Below are 22,554 nucleotides of genomic sequence, written 5' to 3'. Positions count from 1 at the left end.
TGAAACAAGGGGAGCGCAAATGCTTATCAGGAAACGGCGCTTGGGCATCGCGTCAGTCGCAGTCGGGATACTGTCTGCCTGCCTGGCTTTTGTTGTGTATCAGCACCTTCGCGGTCCAGAACCGTTGACACTGGGTGATGGAAAAAATGGCCCCCTGGAGATGGTCTGGCTTCCTGCTGGCGAATTTTTGATGGGTAGCGATCATAAGCAGGCACGGCCCAACGAGGGGCCAGCCCACAAGGTTCGACTCGATGGCTATTGGATCGACCGCTACGACGTGACCAATGCCGATTTCGCCCGTTTCATTTCTGAAACGCATTACGTCACCACCGCCGAACGCAAACCTGAATGGGACGATCTGAAAGTGCAGTTGCCTGCGGGTACTCCTGAGCCCGACGACAGTGTCATGGTGCCTGGGGCATTGGTTTTCGTGGGCACAGACAGATCCATCCCATTGAATGATTTCAGTCAGTGGTGGGCATTTGTCCCGGGCGCTGATTGGCGCCACCCGTTGGGCCCTGACAGTACAATCGAGGGCAAGGACACCCATCCGGTTGTTCAGGTTTCGCGCGAAGATGCACAAGCGTATGCAGCGTGGGCTCATAAGCGCCTGCCGACCGAGGCCGAATGGGAATACGCCGCGAGAGGCGGACTGGAACAAGCGAACTATGCGTGGGGGAATGATTTCTCGCCTGGTGGAGAAAAGATGGCCAACACCTGGGATGAGGCACAACCGTTTCCCGTTACCGGCTCCAGCAACAAATTCAAAATCGGCACCAAACCGGTAGGCAGTTACAGACCCAACGCCTACGGGCTATACGACATGTCCGGGAACGTCTGGCAGTGGGTCGCCGATTGGTATCGTGCCGATGCGTTTAAAGTTGGGCTCAAGCGTCAGTCCGCGGGTGAAGTAGTGTTTAACCCGGTGGGCCCATCCGACAGCTATGACCCGGATCTCGGGATAACGGCGAACGCACCGCAGCGTGTGGTTCGAGTGGGATCCTTTCTATGTAGCGACAGCTACTGCACGAGCTTTCGAACCAGTGCCAGGCAGGGCGCGGACCCTATGAATTCCATGTCGCATCTCGGCTTTCGCCTGGCGATGAGCAATGATCAATGGGAAAAGAATCGCTGATTGCCCCAATGCCCGGTCCCCGCCCTCACACCACTATCACTTACCGATGTGCTTGAGAGCAGACCGCAACGGGACATCCGAAACATGGACCACCCCGATGTAAGGATGAGCCATGTCGACAACCAGAAATACCGCTGCGGCAACCGACATGGAGCAGATGCACATGACGCCGATAACAGTGGGATTTGCCGGAGCCTGGAGGCCAAACGTCGCGAACAGCCAAGCCAGCCAGAAAGTCAGGATGACAAGAAACGCAGTCGGCAGTCCTTCCGTACTGCTCTCGACAAGTATCCAATGCGCTTCCGCCAAGTGTCCGCTGACCTCCAATGCGCGGACCTGAAGCATCAATACTGTGCCATGACCCTGTCGAGAAGAACGATGCGTGCGGCCGATGTCCGCAGCTCGGTCTCGTTGTTGTCATAGACAGTTTTGGCGGATGCAATCAGAAGCCATGATTAGGCTGCGCCTGGCGAACCAAACAATCCTTCCTCGCATCGTGATCCTGAGCTGGCTTGCAAGCCCAGGGTGTAGGTCACCCCCGCCCCCCCTGCTGCTCCCCCCTCGCCGATGGGGGGGTGCAGCAAGACAAATCACGTCACTTTCCTACCCCAGCAGGCACATGCCCGTTACGAGCGACTGCCAGTCGAGCCGGTACATCTGCTTCAGGCCTGAGGTGAGTTTTGCTTCTCTGCGCTGAGGCGCTCAACACGTGGCCACATGCGCTGTAGATCGCGAGGAAAGACCCCATGATCAAATTACACGATAGCTTGAAACTACCCGATGTTGGACTGACCGGCTTTGAAACACCGCTTAGCGAAGTCGAGCGCGCCATTCAACAGACCGTGCATCAGTTCGCCAAAAACGTGCTGCGTCCCATCGGCCAGGAGCTCGACAAAATGAGCGCCGCCGATGTTTGCGCGCCAGGCTCACCCTTTTGGGCGGTTTATCAGGAAGCCGCGAAACTGGGACTTGATCCCGATTTCTTTTCTCAATTCGAACCCGATGTCGCCATTCGTCTTGAGTCGTTGATTGGCGAAGAAATGGGTTGGGGTGACGCCGGCCTGGGCATTTCGTTGGCCGCGGCCAGCTTCCCCTTGCAGATGGCCATGGCCGTCGGCAACCAGGAGCTGGTGGAACTCTGCACCGGCAAGATTGGCTGCTGGATGATCACTCATCCGGACAAGGGCAGCGACATCATGGTGTACGACATGAAGCGTGAATGGCCGAAGGACCAGACCGGCAATAAGGGCAATCTCTGCGCGAAAGTCGGTAACGACGACATCGTCATTAACGGGCAGTGCTCAGCCTGGGTGTCCAACGGTGCCGTCGCTCAGATCGCACTGGCTTATATCGCTGCCGACTATGGCAATGGTTACTTCGATGCCGACGGTCGACCCCATGGCCTGGCGGTGATTATCCCGCTTGACCTACCGGGTGTTTCACGGGGTAAGCCGCTGGACAAAATCGGCCAGCGATCATTGCCCCAAGGCGAGGTTTATTTCGACAACGTGAAGGTGCCACGGCGCTTTGCGATCGCCCTGCAAGATCAGTATTACGGCAATCAATCTTCGGCATGGTCTTACGCTGGCACGCATATGTCGCAGGTGTTCACCGGTGTCGCGCGTTCAGCCTTTGAACTGGCGCTGCAGTACTGCCATGAGCGCAAACAAGGTGGCCAGCTGCTGATTGACCATCAACTGACCCGCTATCGCCTGGGCGACATGATGCGCCGCGTCGAGCTGGCACGGGGTGTCGCCCGACGCTCTCTTGCCTATGCCCGACTTTCTCCGCATACCCATCCCTACGCCACGGCTTCGGCCAAGGTAACCGTCACCGAAGAGTGCATGAAGGTGGTCAGCGAGGCCCTGCAATTGTTCGGCGGTGCAGGTACCTCCCGTGAATACCCGATCGAAAAGCTCTTCCGTGACGCTCGTTCAGCACTGATCGAAGACGGCGAGAACTACATCATCACCACACGCGTTGGCTTGTTATGCCAACAGCTTTATGCCGAAGGCTGGTCACAGAACTGACCCCGGCAACCCATCCAGCAACACTCTAAAAACAAGAGATCACACGAAATGGCTAAATACCCTGTAGTTGTCTATGGCGCCAGCGGCTATACCGGCATGCTGACAATGGACTGGCTGATCGACCAGAACATTCCGTTCACCGCTGTTGCGCGCAATGCTGCGCGCACCCAGGAAATGATGGCCCAACGCGTGGTGCGCCTTGAGTCGGCGACCTACGAAATCATTGAAGCGGACCACACCGTCGAGGCACTGACCCAGGCCTTCAAGGGTGCAAAAGTCGTCTGCAACACCGTCGGCCCTTTCGTCAAATTCGGTCTTACCGCCGTTGAAGCAGCGCTTAAGGCGGGTTGCCATCACCTCGATACAACCGGCGAACAAGAATACATGCGCAACGTGCGTGATCAGTTCGGCGAGCTGTATGCCCAGGCCGGCCTGGTGGTTTCACCGTCGCTTTCCTACATGTACACCTACTCGGAAATCGCCGCCGAACTGGCCCTGGAACACCCAGGCATCGACGCCCTCGAAACCTCGGCACTGTGCCGTGGCCCTCGTGGCGGCGCCGCCGGTGTCACCATCGGTTCGACCGCCTCGATCTTCGAACTGCTTCGCGCCGAGCAATGCTACCTGTGGGAGAAGAAGCTCGTACCGCACCCGATGGGCACTTCCTTCAACATCGCGTCGCCGGACTTCTTGAGCCCGGTCTTTGCTTTGCCATGGGGCGGCACGTCGTTGCCGGTGTATTTCGAGAACGATCCACGGGTCCGTTCCTGCGTGTCCTGCGTCGGTTTCTACGACAACGACGTCATGAAGATGGTGCATGCGGTGGGCCAGAAGTGGGAGTCGGAATACAAATACCTCTCACCGGAGCAGCAGGACGCCGTCATCCACCAAATGGTCCAGTCGACCACTCCAGTGATGCCGCCACGTGAGCGCACCACCATCACGCGCATGGTCGATACCGCCATCGGTCGTGGCCAGCTCTCCTCCGTGCGGGCCACCGTTCATGGCACCACCGCCTACATCGCCACCGGCGCTCTTCAGGTTGCGGCGGCGATCAAGCTGATCGACGGCGAAACCAACAAGGTCGGCTTCGCCTCCGGTTCCAAAGCCTTTGGCCATCGTTATCTGCTGGGCTTCCTCGAAGAACGCGGTCTTGCACGCGCCACCGTTACCCAGCTCTGATCCGGAGCACAGGACTTCACATGGCTATTATTGATTTCTATGACCGCGGCTGGAACATTGATCCAGACGCTATCGCCTACATCCAGGGCGAGCGTTCCTACACCTTTCATGAAGTTGGCGAGCTGTCCTGTCGCATCGCCAATGCGTTGCTGGCACTGGATTTGCCCAAAGAAACCAAAGGTGCGATCTGGGCCGGCAATGATGTGACGGCGTGGACCTGCACCCTGGGATTGTGGCGCGCAAACATGACCTGGATCCCGGTCAATGTGCGCAACTCGATCCAGGAAAACACCTACATCCTCGACGCGTTCGATTGTGAGGTGATGTTCTATCAGCACGAGTTCGCGGCGGTCATTGCCGATCTGCGTCCCGCACTGCCGAAGATCAGGCACTGGATCTGCATCGACGCCACCGATGTCGATGCGCCTTCGCTGGAAACGTGGACGGCGGGACAACCCTCGACGCGCCCGGAAGTCGCCTATGACATGGACGACGTGGTCATGCTCTCCCCCACGGGAGGCACCACCGGCATGCCAAAAGGGGTGATGAACACCCACCGCAGCACGCAGACGTTCATTGCGCATTTCATGCTGGCCTGCGCTTACCGCGACGGGCTCAAACCGGTGAACATGGCTGCCGCACCGATGACCCACACTGCCGGGCTGTTGGCGGTTCCCTGTACAGCGCAAGGCGGCACGGTCGTCGTGCTCCCAAAACCTGATCCGGCGCTGATGCTGGCGTCCATTTCGCAACACAAGATCAGTGAATTCTTTCTGCCGCCGACGGTGATCTACAAGCTGCTGGAAATCCCCGGTATCGAAACCGTCGATTTTTCCTCGGTCAAATTCTTGTTGTACGGCGCCGCACCGATGTCGGTCGAGAAGCTGAAAAAAGCCATCGAAGTCTTCGGTCCGATCATGGCCGGCGGCTACGGCCAGACCGAGGCTCCAGCGAGCATTGCCTACCTGCGGCCCGACGAGCATCTGGTTAATGGTGAGCTTGCCAGAGACCGTCGTCTGTCGTCGGTCGGCCGGCCTAATCCGCTGATCCGGGTCGAAGTGATGAACGATGCCGGGCAGATTCTCGCGCGGGGCGAAACCGGCGAAATCTGTGTGCACGGCGACCTGATCATGAAGGGTTACTACAAGCAACCGGAGTTGACCGCCCAGGCCATCGTCGGCGGCTGGCTGCACACCGGCGACATTGGCCATATCGACAGCGAAGGCTATCTGCATCTGACCGATCGCAAGAAGGACATGATCATCACTGGCGGCTTCAACGTTTATCCCAGCGAAGTCGAGCAGGTGTTGTGGAGCCATCCGGCGGTGCAGGACTGCGCAGTGATCGGCGTACCCGACGAGAAATGGGGTGAGGCAGTCAAGGCAGTGGTCGAGCTCAACCCGGGCCATAGCGCGTCGGCGCAGGAATTGATTGATCTGTGCAAAACCCGCTTGGGCGGTGTTATGGCGCCCAAGTCGGTCGACTTCATCGACAGCCTCCCACGCAGCCCTGTCGGCAAAGTCCTGAAGAAAGATCTGCGGTCGCAGTATTGGGATGGCCAGCAACGCCAGATCTGAATCGGCGACCTTTCACTCGAACAATCGCAGTGCGACGCCGCGTTCACGCGGCGTCGCCTCAGGAGAGTTTCATGAGCACCATTTACATCGCCGGCATTGCGATGACGGTCTTCGGTCGTCATCTGGAACGCAGCCTCGACGACCTGGCACGTGAAGCGCTGGAAGGCGCCCTGAAAGACGCCAATTGCAGCCGCAAGGATCTGGGCGTCGCCTTTTATGCCGGCATGACCAACGGCCCGTTACAAGGGCAGATTTCGATTCCCGGCCAAGTGGTGTTCAGCAAAATCGGCATTGAGGGCATACCGGTCTACAACGTTGAAAATGCCTGCGCCTCGGGCAGCTCAGCGTTCAACCTCGCCGTGCAAAGCCTTCAGGCCGGCACGACTGATGTCGCGCTGGCCTTGGGCGCAGAGAAAATGAACATCCCCGACAAGCTGAAGGCATTCCAGGTTTTCGAAGGGGGCTGGGACGTCTCGCGCGTCGAGGAGAACTATCAAAACCTGGTGAAAATGGGCGAAGGCGTTGAAATCCCCGAGGGTTCGGAGTCGGACAAACCGTACAGCCGGTTCATGGCGATCTACGCCGCCATGTGCCGCTACCACATGAAAACCTACGGCACCACGCAACGGCAAATCGCGGCAGTCTCGGCCAAGAATCACACCCACTCGGTGCACAACCCGTTTTCGCAGTTTCGCAAGCCGTTCACCATCGACGAGATTCTCGCCGCACCACCGATCACCTACCCGATCACGTTGCCGATGTGCGCCCCGCTTTCAGACGGTGCCGCAGCGGCGATCCTGTGCACCGAGGAAGGCCTTAAACGCATCGGCGCCGATCGCAATCGCTGCATCAAGGTGGCCGCCAGCGTGATCCGCAGTTTCAGCCATCGCCGCCTCGATCAACCCGAGCTGAACATCGCTCGCCTGGCCGCCGATCACGCCTACGACGTCGCGGGCCTGGGGCCGGAGGACATCGATGTCGCCGAAGTCCATGACGCCTCGGCGATGGGGGAAATCATCCAGGTCGAAAACCTTCGGCTGGTCGAGTTGGGCATGGGCGGACGGGCGGCTGAACGCGGCGACTTCACGCTCGGTGGACGGATCCCGGTCAACACCTCAGGCGGCCTCGAATCCAAAGGTCATCCACTCGGCGCCACCGGTATTGGCCAGCTCTGTGAGCTGGTCACGCAGTTGCGCGGCGAGGCAGGCAAACGCCAGGTGGAAGGCGCCCGGCATGGGATTCAGGAAAACGGTGGTGGATTGCAAGGCATCGAAGAAGCCGCCGTTGCCATTCACATCCTGAGCAAATAAGGACCCTCGCCTGGCGACTGACCAAGGCGAGCGGCCTATCAAAACAAGAAGGATAAAAGACATGTTCAAAAACAAAGTGGTGGTCATTACCGGCGCGGGCTCCGGCATTGGTCGGGAACTGGCGATTCAAATGGCCGAAGCCGGTGCGCGCCTGGCGCTGTCCGACATCAATCGCACCGGCCTGGACGAAACCCTGAAGCGGCTGCCCGCCGCTAGCCAGGTCAAGGGATACTTGTTGGACGTGGCGTCGTGGGAGGCGTTTCAAGCCCATGCCGATGAGGTCAAACGGGATTTTGGCACCGCCCATTACGTCATCAACAATGCAGGCGCGACTGTCATCGGCACGGTCGCCAACACCTCGATCGAAGAATTCGAGTGGCAACTGGGTATCAACCTGTGGGGCGTGCTGTATGGCACCAAGGCGTTCCTGCCGATGATGCTGGAGCAGCGCGAAGGCTGCGTCGTCAACATCTCCAGCATTTTCGGCCTGCTGGGCTATCCGATGCAAAGCGCCTACAACATGTCGAAATTTGCCATTCGTGGCCTGACCGAATGTCTGTGGTCGGAACTGGACAAAACCGGTGTCCGTGCGGTGTGTGTTCATCCCGGTGGCATCAAGACCAACATCGAAAAGTCCGGTCGACGTTGCAAGGCTGCTGGAGCACAAGAAAATAAATTCGTTGCCCAGGCTGCCGCCATGCTGCAGACCCCTGCCGATGAGTGTGCCGCCGACATCATCAAGGGCCTGCGCAAAGGCTCCAAACGCATCATGACCGGCCACAAGTCGAGCACCGTGTTCTGGTTGAGCCGGTTGTTTCCCAACCGTTATCCGACGCTGCTCAAACTGCTGGGTTGAGGGGAACGCGCCATGCAAAACACTTATACCAACGGGCTGTTCAAGTCCGCCGCTTGTTTCAACGTACTTGCGGGTCTGCCATTTCTGGTAGCCATGCGTCCGGCTGCCGACTTGATGGGGCTGGAAGTCACCCCGACATCTGCCTTGTTCATGCAAATCACCATGGCCCTGGTGGTCATGTTTGGCTGGGCCTACTGGATGATCAGCCGCGATCCGGTTCGTTATCGCCCCTACATTGTGCTCGGGGTGGTCCTGAAGATCCTGGTGGTCGCGGTGATTTGTGGCCACTGGCTGGCGGGCAGCATTCCCTGGCCGCTGCCGGTACTGGCATCGGGCGACATTCTGTTTGCGTGGTTATTCTGGCGCTACTTGAGCAGCACTCGGTACGCCGTGGTTACGCGCTTTCAGTGAATCCACCCAACAAGAGAACAACAAGTATGTTTTACGAAAACATCGATACCAGCGCCATCAATGACGAAGACCTGCCGTGGGTACCGTTCGCGCCCTACAGCGATGAGGTGTTCATCAAATACCTGAGATGCGACCCCATTCGCGGCGAGACCATCACCCTGCTCAAGGCCCCGGCGGGCACCGTGCTACCCAAGCATCATCACTCCGGCACCGTGATCGTCTACACCATCAAGGGCGGCTGGAAATACCTGGAACATGACTGGATTTCAAAGCAAGGCGGCGTGGTGTTCGAAACCGCAGGCACCAGCCATACCCCGATCGCGCTGCCTGAATACGGTGATGAAATCATCACCCTGAACATCACCCAGGGTGACCTGTTGTATTTCGACGAGAACGACAACCTCTTCGCTATCGAGAACTGGAAGTCCAGCGTGCAACGATATCTGGATTTCTGTCAGGCCAATGACATCGAGCCCAAAGACATCACCAGCTTCTCCGTCTGAGATCTGGCGCATCGCAGTAGCCCGGCAAACGTCCGGGCTGCTGCGCTGACCACCAAAACACTTTCGAATGGAGGCCCCATGCCCCAGAAACTCCACTTTTGCGGACGTTTCACCCTGAAACTCTGCACCCTGCTGGCCAGCTCGGTCACTGTCGCACAAGAGTCACTGCCCTTCCCGCCCACGCCTACGGCCAGTGACGCCAAACCGACGTTGCAAGAATCCAAACACCAAAAACGTCAGCAGCAATCACACCTGCCGGCTGACGCGCCCAACATCCTGATCATCATGCTCGATGACGCCGGCTTCGCGCAGTCGGACACCGTCGGGGGTGCGATCCACACGCCGACCCTGAGCCGGGTCGCCGACAGCGGTGTGCGTTACAACGCCTTCCATACCGCCGCGATCAGCTCCGCCACCCGCGCCGCATTGTTGACCGGACGCAATCACCATCGCGTCGGCAACGGTGTCATCGCCGAACTGGCGACTGACTGGGATGGCTACACCGGCAAAATCCCTAAAAGCTCGGCGACCATGGCCGAGGTGCTCAAACAATATGGCTACAGCACCGCGGCGTTCGGCAAATGGCATAACACGCCGCCCATGGACACTACGGCTGCCGGCCCTTTCGATACCTGGCCGACGGCTTACGGCTTCGAACACTTCTACGGCTTCCTGGCGGGCGAAACATCCCAGTACGAACCGCGCCTGTACCGCGACACCACGCCGATCGAACCGGCGCGCGACCCGAAGTATCACCTCAGCGAGGACCTGGCGAATCAAGCCGTGAACTGGTTGCAGGACCAACAGACCTACGCGCCGAACAAACCGTTTTTCCTCTACTGGACCCCCGGTGCCGTACACGGGCCGCACCAGGTCAACGCGCAGTGGGCGGACAAATACAAGGGCAAGTTCGACGGTGGATGGGACGTCTATCGTGAACAGACCTTCGCTCGGCAGAAAGCCCTGGGTTTCATTCCTCAGGACGCTGTACTGACCCCGCGCCCTGCGGAGTTACCTGCATGGGACAGCTTGTCGGCCGAACAGAAACAGTACCAGGCCCGCTTGATGGAGGTGTATGCCGGCTTCCTGGAACACGCCGACACCCAGGCCGGAAAAATCCTCGACGAACTGGAACGCGAGGGTAAACGCGACAACACCTTGATCTTCTATGTGCAGAGCGACAACGGCGCGTCTGCCGAAGGTATGGAAGGCACGATCAACGAACTGCTCGCGCAGAACGGCATTCCGGTCAAAAAAGAACAACAGCTGAAAGTTCTCAACGAGATGTATGGCGGCCTCTCTGCACTTGGCGGCCCGAAACTCGAAAGCATGTACAACGCAGCCTGGGCCTGGGCCGGTTCGGGGCCATTTGTCGGCACCAAACTGGTCGCCGGCTACTTCGGCGGTACCCGCACGCCGCTGGCGGTTTCCTGGCCGAAGCAGATCAAGGCCGATGCCAAAGTTCGCGGGCAATTCCACCACGTCAACGACATCGCCCCGACCGTTTACGACGTGCTGTCCATCACGCCTCCGGAAGAGGTCAACGGTATCGCTCAGGACCCAATAGACGGCGTCAGCATGCGTTACACCTTCAACGATGCTCAGGTAAAGTCGAAGAAGCCTGCGCAATACTTCGAAGTATTCGGCAGCCGTGGCGTCTACAAGGACGGCTGGATGGCCTCGGTGTTCGGCCCGCGCAAACCCTGGGTGCAAGGTTTTGCCCAGTTTACGGGCTGGGACCCGGCGAAGGATCAATGGTCGCTTTACAACCTGCAAAACGACTACTCGCAAGCGAAGGACCTTGCCGCCAGCAATCCAGAAAAACTGGCTGAGCTAAAGGCTGAGTTCGACGTCCAGGCCAAGGCTAACCACGTCTATCCTATCGGCGCTGGTCTTTATCCCTTCCTCAATCCAGCCGCGCGGATCTCGACCACTGAGCACGAATGGCATTTCAGTGACCGTATCCAGCGCTTTCCTGAGTTCGCCGCGCCCAACCTGCGCAGCCAGAACAACACGGTCGTGGTAGACGCCGAGATACCGGCCAATGCCACCGGAGTGTTGTATGCACTGGGCGGTATTGGCGGCGGGGTCAGCCTGTACATGGATGATGGTTTCCTGGTCTACGAGTACAACGCGTTGGCCGTCTCCCGAACGAAGCTACGCTCGGCCGAACGAGTACCCGTCGGCAAAGTCAGTATCGAAGTGCTCACCGCCATGTCGTCAGCCAAATCCGGCGCACCGGCCAATCTGAGCGTGCGTCTGGGCGGACGGGAAGTCGCCAGCGGCGTGACAGCCTTCACCCCGCCACTGACGTTCACGGCCAGCGAAACCTTCGACGTGGCTGAAGACCTCGGCTCACCCGTCACCCTTGATTACTTCGACCGTGCTCCGTTTGCTTTCAACGGCAAGATCAACGATGTACACGTAACCTATTTGCCTTGACCCTCAATGGCCACCCCCCAGTCATGGGGGGCGGTCAACGAGCACTCTCGAGCTAGCCTCTGGCATTGAAACCGCAGCAACCCGCTGAACGGTCCGCACGCGGCTTGCCAACCATGCCTACCCAAGAAACGCCGTCCCAGGGCCTGCATCTCATGGCCAAGCCCGTCGGGCCTATCTGCAACCTCGATTGCAGCTACTGCTTTTACCTGGAAAAAGAGCAGCTCTACCCACCACGGGAGCGCTTCAGCATGTCGGACGAGGTGCTGCGCTTGTACGTGCAGCGCTATATTGCCGCCCAACACACACCCGAAGTTGAATTCACCTGGCAAGGGGGCGAGCCGACGCTGCTGGGCCTGGATTTTTTCCAGCGTGCGATCGCTTACCAACGCCAGTTCGCCGGTGACAAGATCATTCGCAACACGTTGCAGACCAATGGCACGTTACTCAGTGATGACTGGTGCGCGTTCCTCGCCCGCGAAAATTTCATGGTCGGTATCAGCCTCGACGGCCCCCGCCACGTCCATGATTTGTATCGCCCCGACAAACGCGGCCGCTCCAGTTTCGACAACGTCATGCGCGGCATCGGCCTGCTCAAGCGACACAACGTGGAGTTCAATGTGCTGGTCACCGTCGCCCGTGAGGTGGCCCGCTACCCCTTGGAAATCTATCGTTTTCTCAAGGCTGAAGGGGTTCGTCACATCCAGTTCAATCCGGTGGTGGAGCGCCAGCCGAGTCCACCGGAAGTCAGTCAGGGTCTGCATTTTGCGGTGCCGCCGGAATTGCGCCTGCATGCCCTGCCGGAGCCCGCAGTCGTCACGGAACAAAGTGTCGAGCCCGGGGCCTATGGCGACTTTCTGATTGCCATTTTTGATGAGTGGGTACGCCACGACGTCGGCGAGGTTCATGTCATGAACTTCGAATGGGCGCTGGCCTCCTGGTGCCAGCTCCCACCCTCGGTGTGCCTGTTCAGCCCGCGCTGCGGCAAAGCGGCGATCGTGGAGCACGATGGCAATGTCTACTCCTGCGATCACTACATGTACCCGGAGTACCTGCTGGGTAACCTCAAGACCGATGACCCCGCCGAGTTACTCGCTTCCCCCGCTCAGCAGGCGTTCGGCGCCGCCAAGGAGGAGAAACTGCCGGCTTACTGTAAGCAGTGCGACTATCGCTTCGCCTGCCATGGCGAATGTCCGAAAAACCGCTTCGTGAATGCGCCCAACGGCGAGCCTGGCCTGAATTACTTATGCCCCAGCTACAAGAAGTATTTTCGGCACCTGACCCCCTACATGAATGCCATGGCCGAACTGGTCAGCCACCGTCAACCGGCATCACTGATCATGCAGGCCTTCGACGGTCCACTGATCGTGCCTCTGGGCAAATAGCAGAACACATAAAAACAAAAGCCCGGCACGCCATGCGCTGCCGGGCTTTTTTTCTTTGCTGCCGGATTAATTCACTTGTTCCAGCGCAGGCGCAGTCCATTGACCTGACAACGCCAACTCTTTTGGCCAATACAAACGCATGTACATGGCAAACGGCCCCTCTGGCGCAGGCACCCAGTTGGCCTCCTTGTCCTTGCCTGGGGATTCGTGCTGGATGAACAGCGTCACGCCACCGTCAGCATCGCGCTTGAGCTGTGGCAGCATCGGCGAGTTGATCAGGTAACGATTCAAAGGATTGTCGACCAGCCAGCTGCCCGGCAGCTCATACATCGTCAGCGACCAGAACGCATTGACCGGTGGTAGCTGACCAGGCGCAAAACGCAGGCTGTAGCGCTTGCTTCCATCCAGTTTCTGCTTGTCGGCATCGACACGGTAGAACGGATACATCGCCTCTTGCCTGGAGGCGCCATAGATACCAATCGTCCCGAGCATGCGGTTTAAATAGTTGTTCTTCATGGCCTCGCGCGAGCCAAGAATATCGCCCGATGTCAGCGTTCCCTCATTCAGCTGCCTGACGCCACCGGCAAAGGCATCCCAGGCATCGGCCATGCCTTGCTCAATGGCGGCCTTCATCTCGGGGCTGAGCTTGGCCGGGTCGAAGTCTTTTCCGGCGCCGACGCCGATTCTGGAAAAGCGCGCCATCAGGTCTTTTTCGGAAGGATCGGTTGGGCAAAACTGCAGTAGAAAGTTCAGCGTACTAAACAACTGCAAGTCGGTTTTTTGCGCCTCACGACTCAGTGGCTTGACGAAATCAATCGGCGGCGCGGCTTTCGCCGGGGCGCGACCGAGGAACGTCGAAAGTGTCTGCACGGTGTAGCCGGCCTGAACCTTCTTTACGTCCTCGATATCGCCAGGACTGAACAATTGCGTGCGATAGATGGCGAGCGTCAGGTCTGTTTCAGCGCGAAATACCTTTTTAATACCTTTGGGCGTATCACCTTTCCAGTTCGGCCCGACGATCAGGAAGCTACCGCCCTCATTGCCGGTGGTACGGCTGCCGATATAGTCGGAATTGAAGGTGTAAAGATCCGTGAGCTGGACGCTGAAGTAACGCCCTTTCTCGATGGGGGGCATCGTGAGGACGACCGGTTCGGCACGCAGATCAAGGCCCGCCCATGAATACGGCGTATCGGAGTTAGGCGTCTGGACAGCCTTGTCTGCGGGGGTATAGACGCGAGGCGTGTTGTGAATCTGATTCCAGGGGCCTTTGTATTCTGGATTCTGTTGATCCACGAAGTACCCATGTTGAATGCGGTAGTTGTCTACCATCGGGTAACCGTAGATGTAGGCTTCCTTGGCGATGGCCCGTGCTTCTTCAGGGCTCACACCTGTCTGGGCCTGGACTGTCGGAAGGCCAATAAGCAGAGCTGCTGCGCAGGCTATAGCTTTCAACCGGATACTGTTCATCGAGTTGTTCCCTATCATCGGAATGGATACACAACCCGGCAACGCACGGCGTACCGGGTTCTCTGTGCCGTTTTTAAGGCGCGCGTTTAAGCAGGAAGTGCGACAGCGCCGGAATCAACACCAACGCGCCGATCATGTTCCAGATGAACATGAACGTGAGCAGGATGCCCATGTCGGCCTGGAACTTGATCGGCGACCAGGCCCAGGTAATGACCCCTGCCGCCAGGGTGATCCCCACCAGCGCCACGACTTTACCGGTGAACGCGACGGAGTTTTTGTACGCCTCGGTCAACGACAGACCGGCACGTTGCTGCGCCAGTTGCACGCTGAGCAGGTACAGCGCGTAGTCCACACCAATCCCCACACCGAGGGCGATCACCGGCAAGGTCGCGACCTTCACGCCCATGCCCAGCCAGACCATCAACGCTTCGCAGAGAATCGAGGTCAGCATCAACGGCACCACCGCCACGATCACCGCGCGCCAACTGCGGAAGGTGATGAAACACAGCACGATCACCGCGCCGTACACGTAGAACAGCATGGTGCGGTTGGCCTCGCGCACGACGATGTTGGTCGCGGCCTCGATCCCGGCGCTGCCGGCCGCGAGCATGAACTGACGATCGCCGTTGCTGTGTTCCCGAGCGAACTGATCCGCCACCTTCACCACATGATCGAGGGTTTCAGCCTTGTGATCCGACAGATAAGCGATCACCGGCATCATCGAGCAGTCGTTGTCGAACAGCTCCGGGTTGTTCACCGAAGCCTGTTGCGCGCCGTAGTTCAGCACGTTCTGGTTGCGCGCGATGGTCAGCCACTTCGGGTTGCCTTCGTAGGAACCGGCGGTGATCTGCCGCACGGCATTGACCAGCGACACGGTGGTTTGTACGCCGGGCTGTTGCTGCAGCAGCCAGCCCAGGCGATCGGCCTCCACCAGGGTTTCGTACTTCAGGCAGCCTTCGCTGGCAGTTTTGACCATGACCGCGAACTGGTCGCTGGACAGTGAGTAGTTCGCGGTGATGTAGGCGTTGTCGCGGTTGTACCGTGAGTCCGCGCGCAGCTCCGGTGCCCCCGGGTCGAGATCGCCGATCTTCAAGTGGGTGCTGACCACGAAGCCACCCACCGCCAGCAGCCCGGCAACCACCACCGCCACGGTCGCCCAACGACGTTCGGTAAAGCGGTCGAGCAGGTTCCAGAGATTGCCCAGCCCCCTGCCCTTCAATTCCTGGCTTTCCTGACGCAGGGTGCGTGCCGCAGCCTTGGGACTGACGCCGCAATACGACAACAGCACCGGCAGCAGCACCAGGTTGGTGAAGATCAACACCGCCACGCCAATGCTCGCGGTGACGGCCAGATCCTGGATCACCGGAATGTCGATCAGCATCAGCACCGCAAAACCCACGGCATCGGCGAGCAACGCCGTGAGCCCCGCGAGGAACAAGCGGCGGAAGGTGTAACGCGCGGCGATCAACTGGTGAGTACCGCGCCCGACGTCCTGCATGATCCCGTTCATTTTCTGCGCGCCGTGGGACACGCCGATGGCGAACACCAGAAACGGCACCAGAATCGAAAACGGGTCGAGTGCGTAGCCGAACAGCGTGACCAGCCCGAGTTGCCAGGCCACGGCGATAACCGAGCACAAAATGACTAACGCGGTGCTGCGTACGCACCGGGTGAACAAGTAGATGATGGCGGTGGCGATCAGCGCCGCGGCGCCGAAGTACATCATGATCAGCATCAGCCCATCGATCAGGTCGCCCACCAGCTTGGCGAAACCGATGACCCGGATCTTGATCGGACCTTTGCCCTCCTCACCGGCCTTGTGCACCGCGCCGTTGTCCGCAAACTCGAACTTGTTGCGCAACTGCTCTTCGAGCATGCGCGAGAAATGGTGATAGTCGATCGCCTGGCCGGTGACCGGGTCTTTCTCCAGCAGCGGCACAAAGATCATGCTCGATTTGAAGTTGTTGCCGACCAGGCTGCCGATGATGCCGGAGCGGGCAATGTTCAAGCGCAGTTGCTCGACGCCACTGGCCGAGCCGTCATACGAATCAGGCATCACCGGCCCGCCACGGAAGCCTTCCTCCGTGACCTCGGTCCAGCGCACGGCCGGCGTCCATAACGACTTCATCCAGGCCCGGTCCACGCCCGGTGTCAGGAACAGCGCGTCATTGACCTGCTTGAGCACCTCAAGGTACTTCGGGTCGTAGATGTCGCCATCGGTATTTTCTACGACCACCCGAACGGTATTGCCCAATCCCCGCAGGGACTGGCGGTTTTCCAGGTAGTTTTTGATGTAAGGCTGGCTCTGCGGAATCATCTTTTCGAAGCTGGCGTTGAGCGTCAGCCGCGTGGCCGCGAAGTAACTCAACAGTACGGTCACGATCAGGCAGGTCAGCACCACCAACAGGCGGTTATTGAAGATCAGGCGTTCGAGGAAATTGCCGGAGCGTGCATCGAAGCCCTTGAGCTCCTGGATCACCGGCATCGTATCGTGGTTGTAGTTACCCATGACGTTTGTCGTCTCTTTTTATTATGTGAAGAAGGCTTATTCGAAGGGCAACTGACGCAAGCCCTGGGCACCCGCGACCAGCAGCGAACCCGGCCCGGCAGCCAGTGCTGCAGCAACCGGGGCCGGTCGGTTTTGTGATTGCTGGGTAAAGCTTGCGCCGTCATCAACGCTGACCAGTACATGGCCGGCCTGGCTGACCAGGATGATTCGGCCGTCTGGCGTGACGGTGCCGGCAGTGATGCTCAGGGATAAGCCCGGTTCGACCTTGTTCCAGTTCGCACCGTCATCGACGCTGCGATACACGTTGCCGCGCAGACCAAACACAATCACGACGCCCGGCTTGCCGGTAATGCCGAAATAGCTGCCGCTGTAGGGTGTCGGGACGCTGACGAAGCGTTGCGTGGCCGGGTCCAGTTTCAACACCAGCCCCTGCTCGCCGACGATGTACAGGTCATCGCCGATCGCACGCATCCCGTACAGATTCAGCGCCCCCGGGTTGTCGGTACGGTCCATCAGCGGCACCCAGGTCCGGCCGCCATCGTCGGTGCGAAAAATCAGGTTGAACGCGCCGATGACGTAGCCGGTTTTCTCATCTGAGAACCACACGTCCAGAAAGGGTTTGTCAGCCCCTTCATCGATCATTCGCCGGGATTCATCCACTAACAAAGCACTCGCGGCGTCATCCGGCTGTTGCGCCTGCTGGCGTTGATAGTGGTCGAGCATGATCTGCCCGACCTGACGCCCATCGAGCTGGCGCGTCCAGGTTTCACCCTTGTTGTCGCTGTGCAATACAACGCCGTCGTGCCCGACGGCCCAGCCCTGCGTCGGGCTCGGAAACTGCACCGCCACCAGATCGGAACTGACGGGTACTTCTGCCTGGTGCCAGCGGACGCCGCTATCATCGGAATAAAAAATATGGCCGCGCTGGCCCACGGCGATCAGTCGCTGACCCGCACTGGCCAGGCCGGTGAACATGCCCTGCAGGGCTTTTTCACTCTGAATCGCCGGGCTCGACAGGGTGTCGACAAACTCCGCGGCGACGACGTGACGGGTGAACGGCACAGCCAGTGCCACGACCAGTGCAGAGAGCACGGCCCATCGGAATGTATTCATGACGTTTACTCGGGCAAAAAAAGCCGCCAAACAGTGCGAGGCACACTGCCGGCGACAAAAAAACACCTGGGTATGGCGGCTTAGCGAATGCCTGTGCCGGCCAATGACTCAGGTGCCCACTGCGCTTTCGAGAGCGGATCGATGTACTTGACGCCGCCATACGGGCCATAGACGCCGGTGATGTTGTAGCTGCCGGAGACGAAGTCATAAATCATGTGGTTGTCCGAGTTCGGCGCCTGCACGTCATAGCTGTAAGCCAGGTGTGCAAAGGATCCGCGGTACAGCTTGCCGCTGGCGTCGTATTCATCGGAGGCCAGGGCGATCCAGCTGTCCTCGTCGAGGTAGAAGGTGCGCTTGCTGTAGATGTGGCGTTTGCCCGGTTTCAGCGTGGCCTCGACGACCCACACACGGTGCAGCTCCCAGCGCGTCAGGTCAGGGTTGACGTGATTGGGCGTGGTGATGTCGGCCGCTTCCTTGTGATAGTTCAGCTTGTAGGTGTTGTAGGGAACGACCATTTCCTTTTTGCCGACCAGTTTGAAGTCGTAACGGTCCAGTGCACCGTTGAACACCCACGCATCGTCATAGGTCGAGGCGCCGGCCGAGCCCGGGTTCGGCGTATCGTAAGCGATGTCCGGCGCCAATTTCACGCGACGCTGGCCTGGCAGGTATTGCCAGCCTCGACGCTCCATTTTCAATGGGTTGACCGCATCCAGTACCAGGATCGCCTCACCCGCACGGCGCGCAGGCGCCTGATAGTAGAGTTTGGTCTTGAAGAACAGATCGCTCTCTTTCGCCGGCTCCGTACGTTTTGGATCGTAAAGCGGGTATTCGAGATACGCATTACCGGTCGTGGCCAGAATCGCCTTGCCGGAACCGTCGACGTTCCAGGAATCGTATTTGAAGTTGGTGGCGTACCCCTGATAACGCAGCAGGTGGTTCCACATGGCCTCATTGCCGTCTTTCGGAATCGGGAACGGTACGCCCGGCAGTGCGTTCTCCAGCGCTACACCGCCCTCGAGGGTCTTGGTGCCGACCGCGTTTTTCGCGGTGTTGTCCAGCAACCGTTGAGGCAGCGCAACACTGCGATGCGTCGGAAACACATCGACCCTGAATGTCGGGTAACGCTTGAGCAACTCTTGAGTGGTGGCGGTCAGTTTGCCGGCGAAATCGGCAGCATTCTTGCCCGTGATGACGGCGCGTGGCTTGTCGCTTTCGAACGGATCGGGGCGAAAGGAACTGCCCGCCTGGAAAGTGGCCGGGTTGCTGGTCAGTCCACCTGAGTAGGCAGGAATGCTGCCATCAGCGTTGCCGGCCTTTTCGGCGCCGACGGCGGTCAGACTGGTACCAAGCTTCGCGGCTTCGTCCTGGGACACCGCCGCATGGGCAGTCCCTGTGATTGCCAACACCAAGGTGCTGGCCAGTATGGATTTGGCAAATTTCATCGTTTGTCTCCTGTGATGAGGCACGCTTCGGTCAGAAGGTCGTTTTAAAAGTGAGGGTGACCATGCCGCGATCGCTGAGCTGAGCGAAGGTACCGGCAAAAGCGGTCGGTTGGCCGGGGGTGCAGTTGTATTGGCCATTGGCGCCCGGCGCGGCACCTTGTCCTTGCACGCCACCGGCCGTCGCGGCACCCGCCGCATTGCAGGTGTCGATCCCGCCGAAGTTGTCCACGTACTTCAGGTCGAAGCGGTACTGGTTGTGAACATCCATGCCGACGCCGACCGAATAGTTGCCTGCGCCTTCGTTACCGCCCAACTGCACTGCGGAATCGCCTTTGAGGCCGACGTTGTAGGTGAGCGGCATGTACATATCGATGCCGGGGAACACCTGGTACCAGGTCGGGTTGAAGTTGATGCCCAGGACGTAGTTGTCCTTGCTGACCTTGTCGGTGCCGCGGTACCAGCTTTCGCCCTTGAACAGCTGTTCGTTTTCAGTCACCTCCAGCCAGCGGCTGTAAGCGAGCTCGACCAGCAGCGTGGAACTGTCCCACACAGGCGTTGCGCCAAAGGTGGTCAAGCCGTTGAGCACCGCATGCACCGTGTTGCCTCGGGCGACGGCGTTGTCACCGTCAAAACTGCTGATGAATCCTGGCAAACCGGCCGCACCCGCTGCCGGACTGACGGTGGCCGGCACGCTGGCCAACGCCATGTTGTGGCGGTAGTTGACGTCGAGGCCGACGCTGACCCCTTCGATGTTCTTCGACAGGCTGATGCCGTAGATATCGATGTCATCGACATAGAACTGGTTGTAGCTGCCGGCATTCCCGGAGATCAGTTGTGCGGGCCCGACAGCCGTTGGCTGCAACACAATGTTCGGCAGAATGTCCGAGGTTTTGCGGTAGTAGAAACCCAGCGTGCCCTGCAGCCACTCCGGGCTCCACTTGGCCATCAGGCCAAAGTCGCCGTGCTTGTCCGGGGTGTAGGTATGCCCGTTGGAGAGCCGCAGAAACTGGTTGGCGCCCAGTGGCCCAGGGGTACCGAAGAACGGATTCTGCCCGCCAATCAGCGACAGGTTATGCCCGCCACTCTGGATGCCGTCGTTGAACCCCAGGTAGGTGCCCGACTCCGGTAGACGTGCGGCATCCCAATCCAGGAAGTATTGCGCGCCGACGGTCAGTTCCGGGTTGAGCGTGAAGCTCGCGGACAACTGATTGCGCGGAATGAACAGCTCCTTGGCTTCTGTTCCCGGCACCGCCAGAAACTTGGAAAGATCGAGACCAGACTGCCCGTAGCTGTTGCCGTGAGCAAAGGCCAGGAGGCTCTCACCCCAGTAGAGAGTGTGCTTGCCTGCCTTGCCACTGAGCAGCGATTCATCACCGACTTCCGTACTGCCAAAGACGAAGGCATCGAGAATTTCGGAAGAAGGACCGTTGTAATAACGATCGGCGTAACCACTCAGGTGCCGGGAATCCGGCCGACCGTTGTTGAGTTGGTTGGTCGACGCATTGTCACTGCCGACATCGTCGTAGGCATGGTCGTACCAGGTGTTGGCGCTAACGCGGAAACCGGCCTGCTGCTTGTAAACCACGTCCAGCTCGGACAGTACATCCACGCGCTGAGAGACCGGACTGCCGGAAGAGAAGTTGCGATCTCCGTCATTGTTGTTCCAGGAATTGGCCAACTTATTGTTGGCGGCTTCCACACGCTGGGCGTAGTTGAGCTTCACCGTGTTGTCGAAGCGAACCGCCAGGTCTTCGTTCCCCGTGTCAATTTCCAATGCCTGTGCCGGTGTGATGCCCAGGCCCGCCAGGATGGCTGAAGTCAGCAACCCCCTGCGGAGGTTTGCATGGCAGATCTTATTGTTTTTGTTCATCTAACTTGCCACCTGCTCTATGGTTTACGAAAAGTCATCTGTTGCGTCTGCAGTTCACTGAGCCTCCTCTCACGTGCGCTGCAAAATGGTGATCGACATAGCCCGTCCCAAGGCGGTGCTGTGCTGAAGCGCGATACGAGCTCCCGGAATTTGCCTGCCCTGGGCCATGCCGCGTAATTGCCAGACCAGTTCGACCAGTTGCGCCAATCCGGTGGCTCCTGGAGCGTGCCCACGCCCGAGCAAGCCGCCCGAAGGACACACAGCGTTCGCCTGGCCTTTCAAACCGTGACCGAGTTGCACGAAGCGCTCGATCTCCTCTTCCTGGCAAAAACCCAGTGCAGCGCTGTTGACCATGTAGTCGCCGACGCTCTGGTCATGCAGCTCAACCACATCGATGTCTTCTGCACCCAGCCCGGCCAGTTGATAGGCCTGCTGCGCTACTCGCCGCGTGGTCGCTCGTCCCAGCACATCGAGCACACAGCCGCCCTCCTGTTCCGAGGTGCTGTCACTGCCACGGGCACTGGCCAGTACCGTGACGCCAGCCCGGGCGCCGAAACGCAGGGCAAAGGCCGGTGAGCAGATCAGCACCGCCGCCGCACCGCTGGCCGGCGGGGACAAGTAAGGCGGCAGCCAGCCATCGCGATCCGGACGGCGATTCAATAAGGCGTCGGGATTGACCGAGGCCTGGGCCCACGCCCGGTTGAGCACCTGATCGAAGCTGCTCTCGGTGATACCCATACGGGTCAATAACCAACTGGTTTGCGCCGCAAAAAGTGCCGCCGGCTGCTGTCGGCGCTCGAGGAATACAACCGGATCCCTGGCGCGCAGGTCCGTTGCGAAGTCATCGCGAACGGGATCCTTCAGGCCAAAAAACTCACGGTTGGAAATCCGTGCGGACATGCACTCGACACCCACGACCAATACGCACTCGGCCTCACCGCAAATCACGCTGTGACGGGCCAGTTGAAATGCGCTGCTGGCCGCTGCACACCCATCGCTGAGGCTGAAGACCGGCACGCCCGAATAACCAATCCGGGACAGCATCTGCTCTGCGACACTGGCGTCACCGTGTACGCACGAGGTAAACACCTGGTCGACCAGGTCATAGTCGATTCGCGCATCTTCCAACGCCGAGCGGATGGCCTGACCTGCCAATGCGGCATGACTGTCGCAACTCCCCAACGGGATGAACGGCGTCATACCGGCCCCGGCGATCAGCACTTTCTCAGCCATAACCCTTGCTCCTCGCCGGCCGACATGCAGCGGCAACTCTTCTTGGGTCCAGACTATTGCGTGCCCATAGCCGTCACCCCCCCATCGTCAGG

At 59.3% G+C, this 22,554-nt stretch carries 17 protein-coding genes; 10 read left to right on the top strand and 7 right to left on the bottom strand.

All coding sequences use genetic code 11. The features are described from left to right. Window positions 1-40: 40 nt before the first annotated feature. Entirely contained in the window at window positions 41-1,135 is a 1,095-nt protein-coding gene (locus tag ACA062_RS11180; protein WP_497456407.1) for a formylglycine-generating enzyme family protein, read from the top strand. Between the two features lie 36 nt (window positions 1,136-1,171). Here ACA062_RS11180 and ACA062_RS11175 read toward each other — a convergent pair whose 3' ends face one another. Beyond that, a complete protein-coding gene (locus tag ACA062_RS11175; protein ID WP_497456406.1) occupies window positions 1,172-1,480 on the bottom strand; it encodes a bestrophin-like domain in 309 nt (102 codons plus the stop codon). A gap of 401 nt (window positions 1,481-1,881) precedes the next feature. Between ACA062_RS11175 and ACA062_RS11170 the strand changes: the two genes are divergently transcribed. The 9 genes from ACA062_RS11170 (at window position 1,882) to ACA062_RS11130 (ending at window position 12,828) form a co-directional block, all read left to right on the top strand. After that, window positions 1,882-3,165 (top strand): acyl-CoA dehydrogenase family protein, encoded by a 1,284-nt coding sequence (locus ACA062_RS11170; protein WP_497456405.1) that lies wholly within the window; start codon window positions 1,882-1,884, stop codon window positions 3,163-3,165. A gap of 48 nt (window positions 3,166-3,213) precedes the next feature. Then, entirely contained in the window at window positions 3,214-4,347 is a 1,134-nt protein-coding gene (locus ACA062_RS11165; RefSeq protein ID WP_497456404.1) for a saccharopine dehydrogenase family protein, read from the top strand. Window positions 4,348-4,367: 20 nt separating this feature from the next. Next, complete coding sequence (locus ACA062_RS11160) at window positions 4,368-5,924, top strand: AMP-binding protein (protein ID WP_497456403.1); 1,557 nt, start codon at window positions 4,368-4,370, stop codon at window positions 5,922-5,924. A 71-nt stretch (window positions 5,925-5,995) separates the two neighbouring features. After that, complete coding sequence (locus ACA062_RS11155; RefSeq protein ID WP_497456402.1) at window positions 5,996-7,234, top strand: thiolase family protein; 1,239 nt, start codon at window positions 5,996-5,998, stop codon at window positions 7,232-7,234. A gap of 61 nt (window positions 7,235-7,295) precedes the next feature. Next, window positions 7,296-8,090, top strand: a complete 795-nt coding sequence (locus ACA062_RS11150; protein ID WP_497456401.1) for an SDR family NAD(P)-dependent oxidoreductase — start codon at window positions 7,296-7,298, stop codon at window positions 8,088-8,090. A gap of 12 nt (window positions 8,091-8,102) precedes the next feature. After that, complete coding sequence (locus ACA062_RS11145; protein WP_140894318.1) at window positions 8,103-8,501, top strand: hypothetical protein; 399 nt, start codon at window positions 8,103-8,105, stop codon at window positions 8,499-8,501. Between the two features lie 26 nt (window positions 8,502-8,527). Continuing rightward, a complete protein-coding gene (locus tag ACA062_RS11140) occupies window positions 8,528-9,004 on the top strand; it encodes a 2,4'-dihydroxyacetophenone dioxygenase family protein (protein ID WP_140894319.1) in 477 nt (158 codons plus the stop codon). A 78-nt stretch (window positions 9,005-9,082) separates the two neighbouring features. After that, the gene (locus ACA062_RS11135; RefSeq protein ID WP_497456400.1) at window positions 9,083-11,446 is read left to right on the top strand and encodes an arylsulfatase; all 2,364 of its coding nucleotides are present in this window, start codon (window positions 9,083-9,085) and stop codon (window positions 11,444-11,446) included. A 113-nt stretch (window positions 11,447-11,559) separates the two neighbouring features. Then, on the top strand, window positions 11,560-12,828 hold the full coding sequence (locus tag ACA062_RS11130; protein ID WP_497456399.1) for an anaerobic sulfatase maturase: 1,269 nt from the start codon (window positions 11,560-11,562) through the stop codon (window positions 12,826-12,828). A gap of 66 nt (window positions 12,829-12,894) precedes the next feature. Here ACA062_RS11130 and ACA062_RS11125 read toward each other — a convergent pair whose 3' ends face one another. The 6 genes from ACA062_RS11125 to ACA062_RS11100 form a co-directional block, all read right to left on the bottom strand. Beyond that, window positions 12,895-14,295 (bottom strand): DUF1254 domain-containing protein, encoded by a 1,401-nt coding sequence (locus ACA062_RS11125; RefSeq protein WP_497456398.1) that lies wholly within the window; start codon window positions 14,293-14,295, stop codon window positions 12,895-12,897. 73 nt (window positions 14,296-14,368) lie between these two features. Further along, on the bottom strand, window positions 14,369-16,804 hold the full coding sequence (locus ACA062_RS11120; protein ID WP_497456397.1) for an efflux RND transporter permease subunit: 2,436 nt from the start codon (window positions 16,802-16,804) through the stop codon (window positions 14,369-14,371). A gap of 36 nt (window positions 16,805-16,840) precedes the next feature. Beyond that, window positions 16,841-17,917 (bottom strand): YCF48-related protein, encoded by a 1,077-nt coding sequence (locus ACA062_RS11115; RefSeq protein ID WP_497456396.1) that lies wholly within the window; start codon window positions 17,915-17,917, stop codon window positions 16,841-16,843. A gap of 80 nt (window positions 17,918-17,997) precedes the next feature. Next, entirely contained in the window at window positions 17,998-19,359 is a 1,362-nt protein-coding gene (locus tag ACA062_RS11110; protein WP_497456395.1) for a DUF1329 domain-containing protein, read from the bottom strand. A 31-nt stretch (window positions 19,360-19,390) separates the two neighbouring features. Next, the gene (locus tag ACA062_RS11105) at window positions 19,391-21,229 is read right to left on the bottom strand and encodes a DUF1302 domain-containing protein (protein ID WP_497456394.1); all 1,839 of its coding nucleotides are present in this window, start codon (window positions 21,227-21,229) and stop codon (window positions 19,391-19,393) included. Window positions 21,230-21,298: 69 nt separating this feature from the next. Beyond that, entirely contained in the window at window positions 21,299-22,462 is a 1,164-nt protein-coding gene (locus ACA062_RS11100; protein WP_497456393.1) for a thiolase C-terminal domain-containing protein, read from the bottom strand. Between the last annotated feature and the right edge of the window lie 92 nt (window positions 22,463-22,554).

The sequence above is a fragment of the Pseudomonas sp. LBUM1679 genome, assembly GCF_059695565.1.
The sequence above is the reverse complement of the archived record's forward strand: the minus strand, read 5'-3'. Positions and strand labels throughout refer to the sequence as shown.